Annotated in this window: 16 protein-coding genes; 12 read left to right on the top strand and 4 right to left on the bottom strand. The window is 66.9% G+C overall.

Features of this window, described 5'->3' with window-relative positions:
* Nucleotides 1-5: 5 nt before the first annotated feature.
* A complete protein-coding gene (gene hspQ, locus MWU52_RS15125; RefSeq protein ID WP_246953710.1) occupies nt 6-332 on the bottom strand; it encodes a heat shock protein HspQ in 327 nt (108 codons plus the stop codon).
* Between the two features lie 85 nt (nt 333-417).
* Here hspQ and MWU52_RS15120 point away from each other — a divergent pair, with 85 nt between their 5' ends.
* Together MWU52_RS15120 and MWU52_RS15115 are read left to right on the top strand one after the other, a co-directional pair.
* Nucleotides 418-1,299 (top strand): AEC family transporter, encoded by an 882-nt coding sequence (locus MWU52_RS15120; RefSeq protein ID WP_246953708.1) that lies wholly within the window; start codon nt 418-420, stop codon nt 1,297-1,299.
* Nucleotides 1,300-1,376: 77 nt separating this feature from the next.
* Nucleotides 1,377-1,958: a lytic transglycosylase gene (locus MWU52_RS15115; protein WP_246953706.1), complete on the top strand. Its 582-nt coding sequence runs from the start codon at nt 1,377-1,379 to the stop codon at nt 1,956-1,958.
* A 7-nt stretch (nt 1,959-1,965) separates the two neighbouring features.
* On the opposite strand, the gene MWU52_RS15110 is transcribed toward MWU52_RS15115, so the two are convergent.
* Entirely contained in the window at nt 1,966-2,247 is a 282-nt protein-coding gene (locus tag MWU52_RS15110) for a rod-binding protein (protein WP_246953705.1), read from the bottom strand.
* A gap of 243 nt (nt 2,248-2,490) precedes the next feature.
* Between MWU52_RS15110 and MWU52_RS15105 the strand changes: the two genes are divergently transcribed.
* Both MWU52_RS15105 and MWU52_RS15100 read left to right on the top strand, forming a co-directional pair.
* A complete protein-coding gene (locus tag MWU52_RS15105; RefSeq protein ID WP_246953703.1) occupies nt 2,491-3,666 on the top strand; it encodes a flagellar hook-length control protein FliK in 1,176 nt (391 codons plus the stop codon).
* 8 nt (nt 3,667-3,674) lie between these two features.
* Nucleotides 3,675-4,340, top strand: a complete 666-nt coding sequence (locus tag MWU52_RS15100; RefSeq protein ID WP_246953701.1) for a flagellar hook capping FlgD N-terminal domain-containing protein — start codon at nt 3,675-3,677, stop codon at nt 4,338-4,340.
* Between the two features lie 11 nt (nt 4,341-4,351).
* Here the strand turns inward: MWU52_RS15100 and ubiB are convergent, their stop codons facing one another.
* A complete protein-coding gene (gene ubiB / locus MWU52_RS15095) occupies nt 4,352-5,881 on the bottom strand; it encodes a 2-polyprenylphenol 6-hydroxylase (protein ID WP_246953699.1) in 1,530 nt (509 codons plus the stop codon).
* A gap of 1 nt (nt 5,882) precedes the next feature.
* Nucleotides 5,883-6,635 carry a bifunctional demethylmenaquinone methyltransferase/2-methoxy-6-polyprenyl-1,4-benzoquinol methylase UbiE gene (gene ubiE / locus MWU52_RS15090; RefSeq protein WP_246953697.1) on the bottom strand — a complete coding sequence of 251 codons (753 nt, stop codon included), beginning with the start codon at nt 6,633-6,635 and terminating at the stop codon, nt 5,883-5,885.
* Nucleotides 6,636-6,705: 70 nt separating this feature from the next.
* On the opposite strand from ubiE, the gene mutM reads away from it, so the two are divergent.
* From mutM to gyrB, 8 genes are all read left to right on the top strand, one after another.
* Nucleotides 6,706-7,554, top strand: coding sequence for a bifunctional DNA-formamidopyrimidine glycosylase/DNA-(apurinic or apyrimidinic site) lyase (gene mutM / locus MWU52_RS15085; protein WP_246953695.1), 849 nt, complete (start codon nt 6,706-6,708; stop codon nt 7,552-7,554).
* Nucleotides 7,555-7,614: 60 nt separating this feature from the next.
* A complete protein-coding gene (locus MWU52_RS15080; RefSeq protein WP_246954616.1) occupies nt 7,615-8,391 on the top strand; it encodes an enoyl-CoA hydratase-related protein in 777 nt (258 codons plus the stop codon).
* A gap of 180 nt (nt 8,392-8,571) precedes the next feature.
* The gene (rpsT, locus tag MWU52_RS15075) at nt 8,572-8,838 is read left to right on the top strand and encodes a 30S ribosomal protein S20 (RefSeq protein ID WP_246953693.1); all 267 of its coding nucleotides are present in this window, start codon (nt 8,572-8,574) and stop codon (nt 8,836-8,838) included.
* 289 nt (nt 8,839-9,127) lie between these two features.
* Nucleotides 9,128-9,514, top strand: a complete 387-nt coding sequence (locus MWU52_RS15070; protein WP_246953691.1) for a rhodanese-like domain-containing protein — start codon at nt 9,128-9,130, stop codon at nt 9,512-9,514.
* 34 nt (nt 9,515-9,548) lie between these two features.
* Nucleotides 9,549-10,895, top strand: coding sequence for a chromosomal replication initiator protein DnaA (gene dnaA / locus MWU52_RS15065; RefSeq protein ID WP_246953688.1), 1,347 nt, complete (start codon nt 9,549-9,551; stop codon nt 10,893-10,895).
* A 46-nt stretch (nt 10,896-10,941) separates the two neighbouring features.
* Nucleotides 10,942-12,060 carry a DNA polymerase III subunit beta gene (gene dnaN / locus MWU52_RS15060; protein WP_246953687.1) on the top strand — a complete coding sequence of 373 codons (1,119 nt, stop codon included), beginning with the start codon at nt 10,942-10,944 and terminating at the stop codon, nt 12,058-12,060.
* On the top strand, nt 12,053-13,153 hold the full coding sequence (gene recF, locus MWU52_RS15055) for a DNA replication/repair protein RecF (protein ID WP_246953684.1): 1,101 nt from the start codon (nt 12,053-12,055) through the stop codon (nt 13,151-13,153). Before dnaN ends, recF begins: the two co-directional genes overlap by 8 nt.
* 143 nt (nt 13,154-13,296) lie before the next feature.
* Nucleotides 13,297-15,711, top strand: coding sequence for a DNA topoisomerase (ATP-hydrolyzing) subunit B (gyrB, locus tag MWU52_RS15050; RefSeq protein WP_246953682.1), 2,415 nt, complete (start codon nt 13,297-13,299; stop codon nt 15,709-15,711).

Raw genomic sequence — 15,711 nt, 5'->3', positions numbered from 1 at the left:
GAACCTCAGTTCAGGTCGAAATGCAGCGGATACTGTCGACCGTCGAACGCCCCGAAGAGGTCGCCCAGGTCGGGATGCGTGACCGGCTCGCCCGAGCGGTCAAGCGTCAGGTTCTGTTCCGAGACGTAAGCCACGTAGTAGCTTTCGTCATTCTCGGCCAGAAGGTGATAGAACGGCTGATCCTTGCGCGGGCGGCTGTCCTGCGGGATCGCGTCATACCATTCTTCCGTATTCGAGAAGACGGCGTCCACGTCGAAGATCACCCCCCGGAAGGGGTGTTTCTTGTGACGAACGACCTCTCCGAGGCCGTACTTGGCTTCGTTCTTCAGCATGGCATTGCCCTTTTCCCGCCTCATTTCTATCCCGCAGAGCGGCGGGTTGTAAATTGGCGCGCGGTCAAAACCATGGAAACATACTGTGACTCTGGCCTTTACAGTCCTTCAGATCGTCGCGCCCGTCTTCCTGCTGGCGGCCATCGGCTTTGCCTGGGTCCGGCTGGGCTACGACTACGATACGGTCTTCGTCACGCGGCTGGCGATGACGCTGGCGATCCCTTGCCTGATCTTCGTGGCGCTTGCCGGCGGCGAGGTGGAGGCCGACGCGGCCGGACGTTTGGCGATGGCCGCGCTTGCCGCCTATGCCGGCATACTGGCGGCCTTTGGGGCAATCTGCCTCGCCCTGGGTCTCGACCGGCGAACGTATTGGGCCCCGCTGGTCTTCGGCAATACCGGAAACCTGGGCCTGCCCCTGGCCCTGCTGGCCTTCGGGCAGGCGGGTTTGGGATATGCGGTGGTGGTGTTCTCGGTCTCGGCGATCCTGCAGTTCACGGTCGGCCTGATGATCGTCGCCGGCAGTGCCAGCCCGGCCCGTGCCCTTCGCGAGCCGATGGTGGCCGCGACCCTGCTGGGCGCGCTGTTCCTCTGGCGCGACTGGTCCGTGCCCGCGGTCGCATTCGAGGCGCTGACGCTGGTGGGGCAAATGGGCATTCCGCTGATGCTCATCACGTTGGGCGTCGCCGTCGCGCGGATCCGGCCGGCGGCGTTCCTGCCGGTGGCGGGCCTGTCGCTGGTCAAGGTGGCGGTCTGTACCGGTTTGGCGCTGGTCACCGCATCCGCGTTCGCGCTGGACGAGGTGACGACCGCGGTTCTGACCGTGCAACTGGCCACGCCGGTAGCCGTCACGTCTTATCTTCTGGCGCTCAAGTACGGGGCGAAGGCGGAGCCCGTCGCGGGCATGGTCGTCGTGTCGACGATCCTGTCGATCGGCACGCTGCCCCTTATCCTGGCCTTCTTCGTCTGAGACGATTGGCAGACCGCCCCCGGATGCGCTAGACTTCCAGAAAATCGGTAAGATCAATAAGACCGGGCAGTGAAATCATGAAACGACTTGTGCAGATCGGCTGTCTGCTTCTTCTGGCCGCGTGCGGCGGGGGTGGCAGTGAGGGGCGTGCCCCGCGGAACCTGGACGACGCCTGTTCCATCCTGGCGCAACGGCCCGGATATCTGCGGGCCTTCAGGGCGGCCGAACGAAAATGGGGCGTGCCCGTCCACGTCCAGATGGCGACCATCTATCAGGAATCGAAGTTCATATCGGATGCGCGAACACCGCTGCGCTATTCCCTGGGCGTGATTCCGGTCGGCCGTCAGAGCAGCGCGTTCGGCTATTCGCAGGCGCTCGATGCGACCTGGAAGGAATATCAACTTCAGGAGGGTGGCCGACGGTCGCGTCGCGACGACATCCGCGACGCCACGGACTTCATGGGCTGGTATATGGTGCAGACGCAGCGCGAACTGGGCATTTCGCTGGCCGACGCGCGCAACCAGTACCTGGCCTATCACGACGGCCGGACCGGGTATCGACGCGGCACTTATAACGGCAAGCCATGGCTCGTCCGTATCGCGGGCGAGATCGAGGGGCGCGCCGAAATGTACCGCCAGCAGCTGCCGCGCTGCAGCTGAGCCTGCCTCAAACGGCGCGTACCAGCGACCGGTAGATCGCCTCCGCAAGGCCCGTCCGGCCGCTGGCGGCGACCGCTTCGGCCTGCGACTGCCGCAGGAAGCTGTCGAACTGCGTCTCGCCGCCCCCTGAGGGCGACGGCGACCCGGTCCCCGAGACGCGCAACATCTCCGCGAAGAGAAATGCCTCGAGTTCGGTGGCCTGCGCGCGCAGGGCGTCCTGTCGGGAGGGCGACAGGGTGGCCGTGGCATTCGGCGCCGCCACATTGATGGAAGCCGACGTCGGAATCATCCGTCTCTCCTTTTCCGCGATGCGTCGGCGTCAATGGATCACCTGCGAGTAAAGGAATTCGTAACGCGGGCGCCTTAGCCCTGTGTCGGTGAACCGATTCCCCTCGTCGGAGGACCCATGCCCGAGATTGCCGCCATGCTCGTTCCCACGGGCCCGAAACCCGCCCCATCCCGCGGCGACGCGCGGACGCGGGAGACCCCTGATACGTCTGCAGGCGAAACCGCCGCTTCGGAGTTTCGCGCCATGTTCGCGATTGGCGAGGCCATGGCTGGCGGGCCAAGGGCGGATACCGCCCCGACCGAAGATGCCGAACCGGGCGAAGCCGAACCGGAAGGGACCGATGCCGATCCCGACCAACCCGAGATGGACGATTCCGCAATCCTGGATCGGCTCGTGCCCGATGGCGGACATCGGGACGCCGCGGATGCCGTGCCACCGGTTCCGGCCCTCCCGTTCGGCATCCATGCCGCCAAGGATGGCATCGACGGACTGCTTGCGGGTCGGTCGGGGGCGGCCGGGGCGGACCGGCCGGGAACGATCGATCGGAACATCGGGCCGGACGCCAGACAAACGCTGCCGTCCGGGTCGGGCACGGCGGCGATACATGCAGCCGATCCTGCTCATGTTTCCGCATCACGTGTCGGTCCGGCGGTCGGACATGCCGGCACGGTCGCCAAACCCGTCATGGCGCGCGCCGAAGACCCCCGCACCTCGCCTTCAGCCGCCGACGGCCCGGATCCGTCCAACGCGACGCAGGCCGGCTCGGCCCGGGCCGCAACCGATTTCGCCCTTCCGCAAGACGCAGCCGTCTTGGCAAAATCCGCCCGCCCGACCCTGTCGCCCGACTTGACCGCGCTCTTGACGGAACTGGCGGCGAACCGACCCGCCGACCCGGATGCCATCCCGCGCGATTGGTCCGTCGGGGCAGTCTCCGGCGCGACCCGCATGGATAGCCAGGACGGCGCCCGACCCGTTCTGCTGGCGGAGCTTCGGCAGGACGTTCCCCAGCGGATCGGCCAGCTTCTCCGCGGCGTCAACGGTGACGGCGTGGAGCTGCGCGCAGGCGACGGCGACCTGAGCACGGAGTTGGAACTGGCGCCGGCCGAGCTCGGGCGCCTGCGGCTGACACTGAACACGACCGAGCGCGGACTGCACCTCGCCGTCCTGATCGAGCGACCCGAGTCAGTCGAAGCGGTCCGGCGTCACCTCGAAGGATTGCACCGATCGCTCCTGGCCGACGGCGTCACCCTTGGCTCCATCGACATTGGAACCGGACAGCGTCGCGGGGGCGAGGACCGTCCGGCCCGGGCCGAGCACCACCAGGCGGACGCGGCCGACATCGTCGAGCCGGAACACCCCGACATCGCGGCCCGCCGGCCGACCCCTGTTCCCGGCGGCCGCCTCGACCTGCGTTTCTAGGAGGATCCATGGATATCACATCAACCGCGACGGCCCCCACGGCATCGGCCCGCCCACCCGCGTCGTCCGGGGCCGCGTCGGCCACGTCCGATTTCGACATGTTCCTGACCCTGCTGACGGCGCAGATCCGCAACCAGGATCCGCTGCAACCGGCCGATTCGACGGAGTACACCGCCCAGTTGGCGACATTCTCGAATGTGGAGCAGTCCGTGCAGACCAACGACCTACTCGGCCAGATGATCGCGCGCCTCGATGCGCAACAGGTGACCGGGGCGGCGCAGTATATCGGCATGGAGTTCCGGCATTCCGGTCCGGTCGGCCATACCGGGGGCACCACCGTTCTCCACACATCGGTCCCCCCACTTGCAGACCGTGCGGAGCTGGTCGTCTTGGACGACACCGGGCGCGAGGTCGGGCGGCATGACATCGATCCGAACGCCACGACGCTCGGCTGGCCCGCATCGGGGCAAGGGGCGACGGTCCCGGACGGGCACTACACGCTGCGTGTCGACTCCTGGTCTGGCGAACAACCGCTCGATCCGATCGCGGTGTCGCACTACGCCGCCGTGACCGAGGTCGTCCTGGGCGATGGCGGTGCGGAGGTCATCCTGGATGGCGGCGTCCGGCTGGCCCTAGCATCGCTCGAATCGATCCGCGCCGCCGAGACGGGCTGACGCCGACTGGCCTAGAAAAGTCCCGCCAGCGCAAGAACGACGCTGGTCGCGGCGATGCCGGCCAGAAACCACAGCGGCGCGGCCGCCGGTGACGGCCGTTCCGTCCGGACGGTCACGCGTTCGGGACGGCGCAGCGCGTCCTCCACCGCCTGCGGCAGGTGGGGGCCGAAACGGGCGAGGACGCGCGCGGTCCGCGCCAGGTCGCGCGCGAAGGCGCGGGGGCCGAGGTTCTCGCGGATGTAGCGCTCCACCTCGGGACCGGCGGCCGTCCAGAGGTTCATGTGCGGATTGAGCGTCCGCGCCACCCCTTCGACCACGACCATCGTCCGCTGCAGCAGGATCAGCTCGGTCCGCGTCTCCATCCCGAATCGCTCCGTCACCTCGAAGAGATAGGCCAGGAGCCGCCCCATCGAGATCCGCGACGCGTCCATACCGAAGATCGGTTCCCCGACCGAGCGGAGCGCCTGGGCGAACTGGTCGATGTCGCGGTCGGGCGGGACGTAGCCCGCCTCGAAATGCACCTCGGCCACGCGGCGGTAATCCTTGCGGATGAACCCCATCAGGATCTCGGCATAGACACGCCGCGTATACTCGTCGAGCCGCCCCATTATCCCGAAATCGAGCGCGACCACGTCGCCGTTGGGCGCCACCTTCAGGTTGCCCTGATGCATATCGGCATGGAAGTAGCCATCGCGCAGGGCATGGCGCAGGAACATCGCGATCACCCGCTCCGAGAGCTGCGCGCGGTCGTGCCCGGCCGCGTCGATGGCCTGGAGATCCGCCATCTGCACGCCCTCCTCCCAGTCGAGGGTCATGACCGCGCGCCCCGACAGGCCCCACTCGACCTTGGGCACGCGAAACCCTTCGTCGCGTGCGGTGTTGGCCGCGAACTCGGCGGCGGCGGCGCATTCGGTCCGCATGTCCAGCTCCTGCTGCACGGTGGCATCGAAATGGGCGATGACCTCCATCGGCCGCAGACGCCGGGTGGAGGGGGACAGCACCTCGATCATCCGGGCGGCGAAATAGAACGCGTCGATGTCGCGCCGGAAGGCCCGCGCGATGCCGGGGCGCAGCACCTTGACGGCGACCTTCCGGCCACTTCCCGCAAGGCGCGCCTGGTGCACCTGCGCGATGGACGCCGCGGCCACAGGCTCGCTGAACTCCTCGAAGAGCGCCTCGACGGACAGGCCCAGGTCGGCCTCGATCATGGCGCGGGCCCGCGCGGTGGGGAAAGGCGGCAACTTGTCCTGAAGGACGCGCAGCTGCAGGGCCAGGTCGTCTCCCACGAAGTCGGGCCGCGTCGACAGGATCTGGCCCAGCTTGATGTAGCTGGGTCCCAGCGCGGTCAGCGCCCGGGTGACAGGCGGCAGGTCCGGATCGCCTCGAAAGCCCAGCCAGCGGAACGGCCAGCCCATCACGCGCGCCGCGATCCGCAATTCGCGGGGCGCGCGCAGTTGTTCCAGGACGACATCCATCGCGCCGGTCCGCTCGAACGTGCCGGCGGTGCGGATCAGGCGGACGATGTTGTGGGGGCCCCTCACCTCAGATTTTCCAACCCGAATGAAGCGCGGCAATCCCGAAGCTCAGGTTTCGGTACTTCACGTTGCCGAAGCCCGCGTCGACGATCATGCCGGCGAACCGGTCCTGGTCGGGGAACTTGCGGATGCTCTCGACGAGGTACTGATAGGAGTCGCGATCCCCGGCGATCGCCTGCCCCATGCGCGGGATCACGTTGAAGGAGTAGAGATCATAGGCCCGCTGCATCAGCGGGTTGGGCAGGTGGCTGAACTCCAGCACCATCAGTCGGCCGCCCGGGCGCAGGACGCGATACGCCTCGCGCAGGGCCTCGTCGATGCGGGTGACGTTCCGGATGCCGAAGCTGATGGTGTAGACGTCGAAGGAGGCATCGGCGAAGGGCAGCGCCATCGCGTCGCCCACCACCCAGTCGAGGCGGTCGGCGCAGCCCCCGGCCTCGGCGCGGCCCCGACCGGCGACCAGCATGCTTTCGGTCATGTCGCAGACGGTGGCCGTGGCGGCAGGCGCGCGCGACAGGAAGCGAAAGGCGATGTCGCCCGTCCCGCCCGCCACATCGAGCAGGCGCTGCCCCGCCCGCGGCGCCAGCCAATCGAGCATCGCATCCTTCCAGACCCGGTGGATGCCCATCGACATCGCATCGTTCATCACGTCGTATTTCGACGCGACGTTGGTGAAGACCCCGTGGACGCGGCCGGCCTTCTCCTCCTCCGGGACGGTCTGGTTTCCGAAATGCGTGGTCTTCCGGTCGTCTTGCGTCATGCCCGTCGCGCCCCCATCCTGTCGGACCTGACTTATAGGGCGCGCGCGCCCGCCTGCAATGAAGGCGCCGATGCCCGAGCTTCCCGAAGTCGAAACCGTCCGCCGCGGGCTGGCCCCCGCGCTGGAGGGCGCACGCCTTGTGCGGGTGGAGGTCAATCGTCCCGACCTTCGCTGGCCTTTCCCCGCGCGCATGGCCGCGCGGCTGGAGGGTGCGACGATCCGCGCACTCGGGCGGCGATCGAAATATCTGCTGGCCCATCTGGACACGGGCGAGACGCTGATCGTGCATCTGGGCATGTCGGGCCGCATGGTGGTCGACGCCCTCCGGCCGGGGCGGTTTCACCGGGAGGCCGGCTGGCTGGCCCGGCACGACCACGTGGTCCTGCACACCGCCGCACACCGGGTGACGTTCAACGATGCCCGGCGTTTCGGCGCGATGGATCTGTGCCCGACCGACGCGCTGGACGATCACTGGCTGATCGCCAAGCTGGGGCCGGAGCCGTTGGGCAACGGGTTCCATGCGGCGCATCTGACGACCGCGTTCCGGGGCCGGCGCACACCGGTGAAGGCCGCGCTCCTCGATCAGCGGATCGTGGCGGGCCTCGGCAACATCTATGTCAACGAGGCGCTGCACCGTGCCGGCATCGCGCCGACCCGTGCGGCGGGCCGCATCGCGGCGGTCCGAGTCGCCGGCTTGGTACCCATAATCCGCGACGTCCTGCTGGAGGCGATCAAGGCCGGCGGGAGCAGCCTGCGCGACCATCGCCGCGCGGACGGGGAACTCGGGTATTTCCAGCACACGTTCCGCGTTTACGATCGCGAGGGGGCGCCCTGCCCCACGCCGGGATGCGCGGGCACGATCCGGCGGATCATGCAATCGGGGCGGTCGACCTTCCATTGTCCGGCCTGTCAGAGGTGACTTGAAACGCGTCCGCGTTACATGCAGGCCTTGAGATCCGACCAACTTGCGGAGCGAGAGATGGGTTACGAGACACTGAACGTCGACGTCGCCAACCACGTGGCCCTGATCAAGCTGGATCGGCCCGACGCGATGAACGCCCTGAACACCAAGCTTCTGGGCGAGCTGGCCAAGGCGCTGACATCGGCGCAGGGCAACGACAAGGTGCGGTGCATCGTCATCACCGGGTCCGACAAGGCGTTCGCCGCCGGCGCCGACATTCGCGAGATGTCGGAGAAGAGCTTTGTCGAAGTCTTCATGGGCGACCTTTTCGGCCCCGAGGTCGACGTGATGCTGCGGATCCGCAAACCCATCATCGCGGCGGTCGCGGGCTATGCGCTGGGCGGTGGCTGCGAGCTGGCGATGATGTCCGACTTCATCATCGCCGCCGACACCGCCAAGTTCGGCCAGCCGGAGGTCAATATCGGCGTCATCGCGGGCATCGGCGGAACCCAGCGCCTGACGCGGGCCGTGGGCAAGGCCAAGTCGATGGACATGCATCTGACCGGCCGCTTCATGGATGCCGAGGAGGCGGAGCGGTCCGGCCTGGTCAGCCGCGTCGTGCCCGCCAAGAAGTTGATGGAGGAGACGATGGCCGCGGCCGGCAAGATCGCCGAGAAGTCGATGGTCACCGTCACCGCGATCAAGGAGGCCGTGAACCAGAGTCAGGAGATGTCGCTCTCCCAGGGGCTGCTGTTCGAGAAGCGGATGTTCCACGCCCTCTTCAACACCGAGGACCGGGCCGAGGGGATGAAGGCCTTCGTCGAGAAGCGCGAGCCGCAGTTCCGCGACCGCTGAGCCGACCTGCCCCATGGGGCACCAAGCCGGTTGACCCCGCCATTCGGGCGGTCTAATGGCGCCCATCATGCGTGTGAGGCCCGCTCTGGCCGGATTGGACCCGTGGCGATTTCCTTGCCGCAGGAGGGGTCGGCCTTGCACCGCCGAAACAGACCAGACCCTTCGCAGAGGACCGATCACATGGCAAATTCGCCCCAGGCCAAGAAACGCGCCCGCCAGAACGAGCGGCGCTTCGCCGTAAACAAGGCGCGCCGTTCGCGCATCCGCACCTATCTTCGCCGCGTCGAGGAGGCGATCGCATCCGGCGATCAGGATGCCGCAACGTCAGCCTTGAAGGAGGCCCAGCCCGAACTGATGCGTGGCGTCACCAAGGGGGTCTTCCACCGCAACACGGCGGCGCGGAAAATGTCCCGTCTTTCCAGCCGAGTCAAAGCCCTGGGCAACTGAGCCCGGGCGATTCTCGCCCCGGCTGCGAAATCATCCGGCCACAGGTCAAGAGATTCGAAAGCCCGCCGCCCGGCGGGCTTTTTCTTGCCGATGGATCAGTCACTTGATGCCGGTGTGACAGATTCTTTGCGGTCCCCGTATATGTCAACAAAGAAGAGTCGTTGTGGCCCCAAGGGGCCGCCCGCTATCCATCTTTCCAGCGAGTCAGATCGCTGAGATGGGGATGTCGATGAACACGGACGCGGGCCCGCGTGTTTCCGAGGTGGGGCCTCGGGAAGCGTGGAATATATTGTCGAATGACGCCGCCGCCGTGCTGGTCGATGTCCGGACCCGACCCGAATGGGGATTCGTGGGCGGGCCCGACCTGTCGGCCATCGGAAAGGATGTCGTTCGTCTCGAATGGCAGTCCTGGCCCGACATGTCCCGAAATCCCGGCTTCGCGCGAGCGCTGCTGGAACAGGTCGAGGGGCTGCCATCCCGTTTCCTGTTCCTGTGCCGCTCGGGCGGACGGTCGATGCAGGCGGCGCGTGCCGCAGCCGACGCCATGGCGTCGGAGGGACGTGCCGTTCCCTGCATCAACGTGGCCGAGGGATTCGAGGGTGATCTGGACGCGAGCGGACATCGGGGGGGCCTGAACGGATGGAAGGCCCGCGGACTGGAGTGGCACCAGTCTTGATAGAAACGAGCAGAGCAGTTTGGGGCCGAGCGACATGACGAACGACGCGTGGGACAGCGCAAAAGGTGCAATCCGGAAGGATATCGGTGCACATAACTACACGACCTGGATCGAGCCGCTGGCCTTTCGGTCGCTGGAGGATGGGACGCTGAACCTGGCCTCGCCCACCGACTTCATCGGCAAGTGGGTGATGCAGAACTTCCAGGACGTCATCCTGCGTCACGTCGGGAGCAACGGAACGAGCGTGGCGCGCCTGGTTTGCGCCGCCGGCGGCCGACCGCCCGCATCCCGCCCCGTCACCCCCGACGAGGCCGCACCGCGCACCCGCGCCGACCGCGAAACCAAGCTGGACCGCCGCTTTACCTTCGAGAGTTTCATCGTCGGCAAGTCGAACGAGATGGCCCATGCCGCCGCGCGCCGGGTCGCGACCGGTGGCCCGGTCAGTTTCAACCCGCTGTTCCTGCATGGCCGCGTCGGCTTGGGAAAGACCCATCTGATGCAGGCCATCGCCTGGGAGATGCAGGAGGCCCATCCCGAGAAGCGGGTGATGTACCTGTCGGCCGAGAAATTCATGTACCGTTTCGTGCAGGCGCTGCGTGAAAAGGCCACGATGGATTTCAAGCAACTGTTCCGCACCGTCGACGTCCTGCTGGTGGACGACGTGCAGTTCATCGCCGGGAAGGAATCGACCCAGGAGGAGTTCTTCCACACGTTCAATGCTCTGGTGGATCAGGGCAAGCAGGTCGTCATCTCGGCCGATCGCAGCCCTGCCGAGATCTCGGATCTGGAGGAGCGGATCACCTCGCGGCTGCAATCGGGCCTGGTGGTGGATCTGCACCCCGCCGATTACGAACTGCGCCTGGGCGTGCTGCAGCACCGCGTCGACGGCTATGCCGCCCAGCATCCCGAGTTCCGCCTAGCGGATGGCGTGGTGGAGTTCCTGGCCAGTCGCATCAACACCTCCATCCGCGTGCTGGAGGGGGCGGTCATGCGGCTCTTCGCCTATGCCGACCTCGTCAAGCAGGAGGTCACGATGGAGCAGGCGCAGGACGTGCTGTCGGACCTGCTCCGCGCGTCCGAGCGCAAGCTGACGATCGACGACATCATGAAGGCGACCTGCGAACATTACGCGTTGCGGATGTCGGACATGACCTCGGCCCGCCGGTCGCGCACGGTCGCGCGCCCGCGTCAGATGGCGATGTGGCTGGCCAAGAAACTAACCCCCCGCAGCTATCCTGAGATCGGCCGCAAGTTCGGCAACCGCGACCACACGACCGTCCTCTACGCAGTCCGCAAGATCGAGGAACTGATCGCCGCCGAGCCGCAGATTGCCGAGGACGCGCAACTGCTGCTTCGGCGTCTCGAAGGCCAGTTGCGCTGACGCGACGCGTCGCTATTCTGCGCGTCCGACAGCCGGGGATCAGATCATGAAGTTTTCCATCGAGCGCGCCGCGCTTCTCGACGCCGTAAGCCAGGCCCAGGCCGTGGTGGAGCGCCGGAACACCATTCCGATCCTCGCCAACGTCCTGATGGAGGCCGACGGCGAAGGCGTCAGCTTCAAGGCCACTGACCTCGATATCGAGGTGATCGACAAGACCGTGGCCCAGGTGGAGCGGCCGGGCGGCACGACCGTCTCGGCGGTGCTGTTCCACGAGATCGTGCGCAAGCTGCCCGACGGCGCGCTGGTCCAGATCGCCGAGGATCAGACCCAGGGACGGCTGGAAGTCACGGCCGGCCGGTCGCATTTCTCGCTGGCCACGCTGGCCAAGGAGGATTTCCCGGTGATGGCCTCGTCGGACTATGCGGCCAACTTCTCCTGCGACGCCAAGGTGCTGCGGCGGCTGTTCGACAAGACCCGCTTCGCCATCTCGACCGAGGAGACGCGGTACTATCTCAACGGTGTCTACATGCATGTGGCCGAGGGCGAAGACGGTCGGACCCTACGCGCCGTGGCGACCGACGGCCACAGGCTCGCGCGCGTGGACGCCGTCCTGCCCGAAGGCGCCGAGGAGATGCCGGGCGTGATCGTCCCCCGCAAGACCGTGGACCAGGTGCGCAAGCTGCTGTCTGACGACGATGCCAAGATCGCCGTTTCCGTGTCCGAGACCAAAATCCGCTTCGCCACGCCCCAGATCACCCTGACGTCGAAGGTGATCGACGGGACCTTCCCCGACTACGCCCGTGTGATCCCGACCGGAAACACCCGCGAATTGAAAGTCGATGCCAAGGATTTCGCCAAGGCCGTGGACCGGGTCGCCACGGTGTCGTCGGAGCGGTCGCGCGCGGTGAAGCTCGCGCTCGACGAGGATCGGCTGACGCTTTCGGTCAATGCGCCCGACGCGGGCGCGGCCAACGAGGAACTGGCGGTGGCCTATGGCGACGAGAAGCTGGAGATCGGCTTCAACGCCAAATACCTGCAGGAGATCGCCGCGCAGGTGGATCTGGAGATGGCGACCTTCCTGTTCAACAATGCCGGCGACCCGACATTGATGCGCGAGGGCGACGACCAGTCCGCGATCTATGTCGTCATGCCGATGCGTGTCTGACGACGCCGGCGCCGACCGCGTCAGTTCGCTGTCGCTGTCGCATTTCCGTTCCCACCGCCGGACCCGGCTGCAGTTCGATGCGCGTCCCGTCGCCGTGCACGGCGCAAACGGTGCCGGCAAGACCAACCTGATCGAGGCGATCTCGCTGCTGTCGCCCGGACGCGGCATGCGCCGGGCCGAGGCGGCCGAGATCGTTCGCCGCCCCGAAGCCATCGGGTGGCGCGTCGCGGCGATGCTCGGCGGACGGGAGGTCGAGTTGCGCGCCGAGCCCGGGCAGCCCCGCACCACCCGTGTCGATGAAAAACCGGCCCCGCAGGTCGCCCTGGCCCGCCTGGCACGGGTCCTCTGGCTGGTACCGTCCATGGACCGCTTGTGGCTGGAGGGGGCCGAGGGACGGCGCCGGTTCCTGGACCGCATGACGCTCAGCTTCCTGCCCGATCACGCCGAAGGGGTCCTGGCCTATGAGAAGGCGATGCGGGACCGGAACCGCCTGCTGCGCGACGGCATACGCGACGCGCATTGGTACGAGGCGCTGGAGGCGCAGATGGCGCGGCACGGGACCGGCATCCATGCACGTCGCGCCGATGCGTTGACGCGGCTGCAGGCCGCCCAGCAGCCGGACGGCCCGTTCCCCGCCGCGACGCTTTCCCTGTCCGGTCCGGATGAGGAGACGTCGGAGGATGCGTTGACCGCGGCCTTGGCTGCCTCGCGTCCGCGGGACATGGCCGCGGGACGAACTCTCGTCGGCCCGCATCGCGTGGATCTTTCGGCGCTCTATGCCGCGAAGGGGATGGAGGCGCGCCTATGTTCCACCGGCGAGCAGAAGGCGCTGCTCATCTCGCTGATCCTCGCCAACGCGCGGGCTCTTGCGGCCGAGACGGGCCGCGCGCCGATCCTGCTCCTGGACGAGGTGGCGGCGCATCTGGACGCGGACCGGCGCGCCGCGCTCTATGCCGAATTGCTGGATCTCGGGGCGCAGGCATTCCTGACCGGCACCGGGCCGGAGCTGTTCGCCGAGTTGGGCGGAGCCGCGCGACAGCTTCGCGTCGTCGATGTCGAAGGCACCAGCCGGGTCGAAGAAATCGCGACCTGACACGTCCCCGCGCGGGGGGCGGGCGAAGTCCCTGGCACACCGTGATCCGCCCCCTTTGGCATGCCACAAAATCTGGTGTGCCGAACGTGACAATCCCGGGTCGCCTACGTATATGTTGCGCAGATTTACGGAAAGACGAAACCATGTCCGAGCAAGCCCAGGCGCCGCAGGAATACGGCGCAGATTCCATCAAGGTTCTCAAGGGATTGGAGGCCGTGCGCAAGCGGCCCGGGATGTATATCGGCGACACCGATGACGGGTCCGGGCTGCATCACATGGTCTACGAGGTCGTGGACAACGGCATCGACGAGGCACTGGCCGGCCATGCCACCCAGGTCAGCGTCAAGATACACGCGGATTCCTCGGTCAGCGTGCGTGACAACGGTCGCGGCATCCCGGTCGGCATCCACGAGGAGGAGGGCGTGTCGGCGGCCGAGGTCATCATGACCCAGCTGCATGCCGGCGGAAAGTTCGACCAGAACAGCTACAAGGTCTCGGGCGGTCTCCACGGGGTCGGCGTCTCGGTCGTCAACGCGCTGTCGGACTGGCTGGAGCTGCGCGTCTGGCGCGACGGCAAGGAACACGTCGCCCGGTTCGAGCATGGCGACACGGTCAAGCATCTGGAGGTGGTCGGCGAAACGACCGAGACGGGGACCGAGGTTCGGTTCATGGCGTCGACGCGGACCTTCTCGAACCTGGACTACGTGTTCTCGACTTTGGAGAAGCGGCTGCGCGAGCTGGCTTTCCTGAACTCCGGCGTCAAGATCCTGCTGGAGGACGAGCGTCCGGCCGAGGCCGTTCGGACGGAGCTGTTCTACGAGGGCGGCGTGCGGGAATTCGTGCGCTATATCGACCGCTCCAAGACCGCGGTGATGGACGATCCGATCCACATGGAGGGCGAGCGCGACGGCATCGGCGTCGAGGTCGCGATGTGGTGGAACGACAGCTATCACGAGACGGTCCTGCCGTTCACGAACAACATTCCCCAGCGCGACGGCGGGACGCATATGGCGGGCCTGCGCGGGGCGCTGACGCGGACCATAAACCTCTATGCGCAATCCTCGGGGATCGCGAAGAAGGAGAAGGTCAACTTCACCGGCGACGACGCGCGCGAAGGGCTGACCTGCGTGTTGTCGGTCAAGGTGCCGGACCCGAAATTCTCCAGCCAGACGAAGGACAAGCTTGTCAGCAGCGAGGTGCGGCCGGCGGTCGAGAACCTGGTGAACGAGAAGCTGGCCGAGTGGTTCGAGGAAAACCCGAACGAGGCACGCCAGATCGTCGGCAAGATCATCGAGGCCGCGCTGGCCCGTGAAGCCGCCCGCAAGGCGCGCGAGCTGACCCGCCGCAAGACGGCGATGGACGTCGCATCGCTGCCCGGCAAGCTGGCCGATTGCCAGGAAAAGGACCCGTCCAAGGCGGAGCTGTTCCTCGTCGAGGGCGACAGCGCCGGAGGTTCGGCCAAGCAAGGTCGTGCACGTCAGAACCAAGCCGTGCTGCCACTGCGCGGCAAGATCCTGAACGTGGAGCGGGCGCGCTTCGACCGCATGCTTTCGAGCCAGGAGATCGGCACGCTGATCACCGCGATGGGCACGGGCATCGGGCGGGACGAATTCAACCTGTCGAAGCTGCGCTACCACAAGATCGTCATCATGACCGATGCCGACGTGGACGGGGCGCATATCCGCACGCTGCTTCTGACGTTCTTCTATCGGCAAATGCCCGAGATCATCGAGAGCGGGCATCTCTACATCGCGCAGCCGCCGCTCTTCAAAGTCGGGCGCGGCCGGTCCGAGGTCTATCTGAAGGACCAGACGGCGCTGGAAGACTACCTGATCGCGCAGGGCACCGAAGGGGCCGTCCTGCGCCTGCCCGGCGGCGAGGAGATCGCCGGCCGCGACCTGGATCGCGTCGTTCAGGCCGCGCGGAACTTCAAGCGCATCCTCGACGCCTTCCCGACGCATTACCCCCGGCACATCGTCGAACAGGCGGCATTGGCGGGCGCGTTCGAGGCCGGGCAGGCCGACGCGGACCTGCAGGGCGTCGCCGATGCCGTGGCCCGGCGGCTGGACCAGGTGGCGGTCGAGTACGAGCGGGGCTGGCAGGGACGGATCACGCAGGATCACGGCATCCGACTGGCCCGTGTCCTGCGCGGGGTCGAGGAGGTTCGGACACTGGACGGTGCGGTCCTTCGGTCGGGCGAGGCCCGCAAGCTGGCCGACGTCTCGCGCGAGACGTCGGAGGTCTATCGCGACCCGGCGCGTCTTGTCCGAAAGGACCGGGAGAACATCGTGCACGGGCCGACCGATCTTCTGAATGCTGTGCTGGCCGAGGGCGAGAAGGGCCTGACACTCCAGCGCTACAAGGGTCTGGGCGAGATGAACCCGGATCAGCTATGGGAAACGACGCTGGATCCGGAGGCGCGGACGCTTCTGCAGGTGCAGGTCGAGGACATGACCGAGGCGGACGACGTCTTCACCAAGCTGATGGGCGATGTCGTCGAGCCGCGCCGGGAGTTCATCCAGGACAACGCCCTCTCGGTCGAAAACCTGGATTTCTAG

It is taken from the genome of Jannaschia sp. S6380, from assembly GCF_023015695.1.
Lineage (GTDB): Bacteria > Pseudomonadota > Alphaproteobacteria > Rhodobacterales > Rhodobacteraceae > Jannaschia.
Note: the sequence above shows the minus strand (reverse complement) of the source record. Positions and strands in the feature narration are given on the sequence as shown.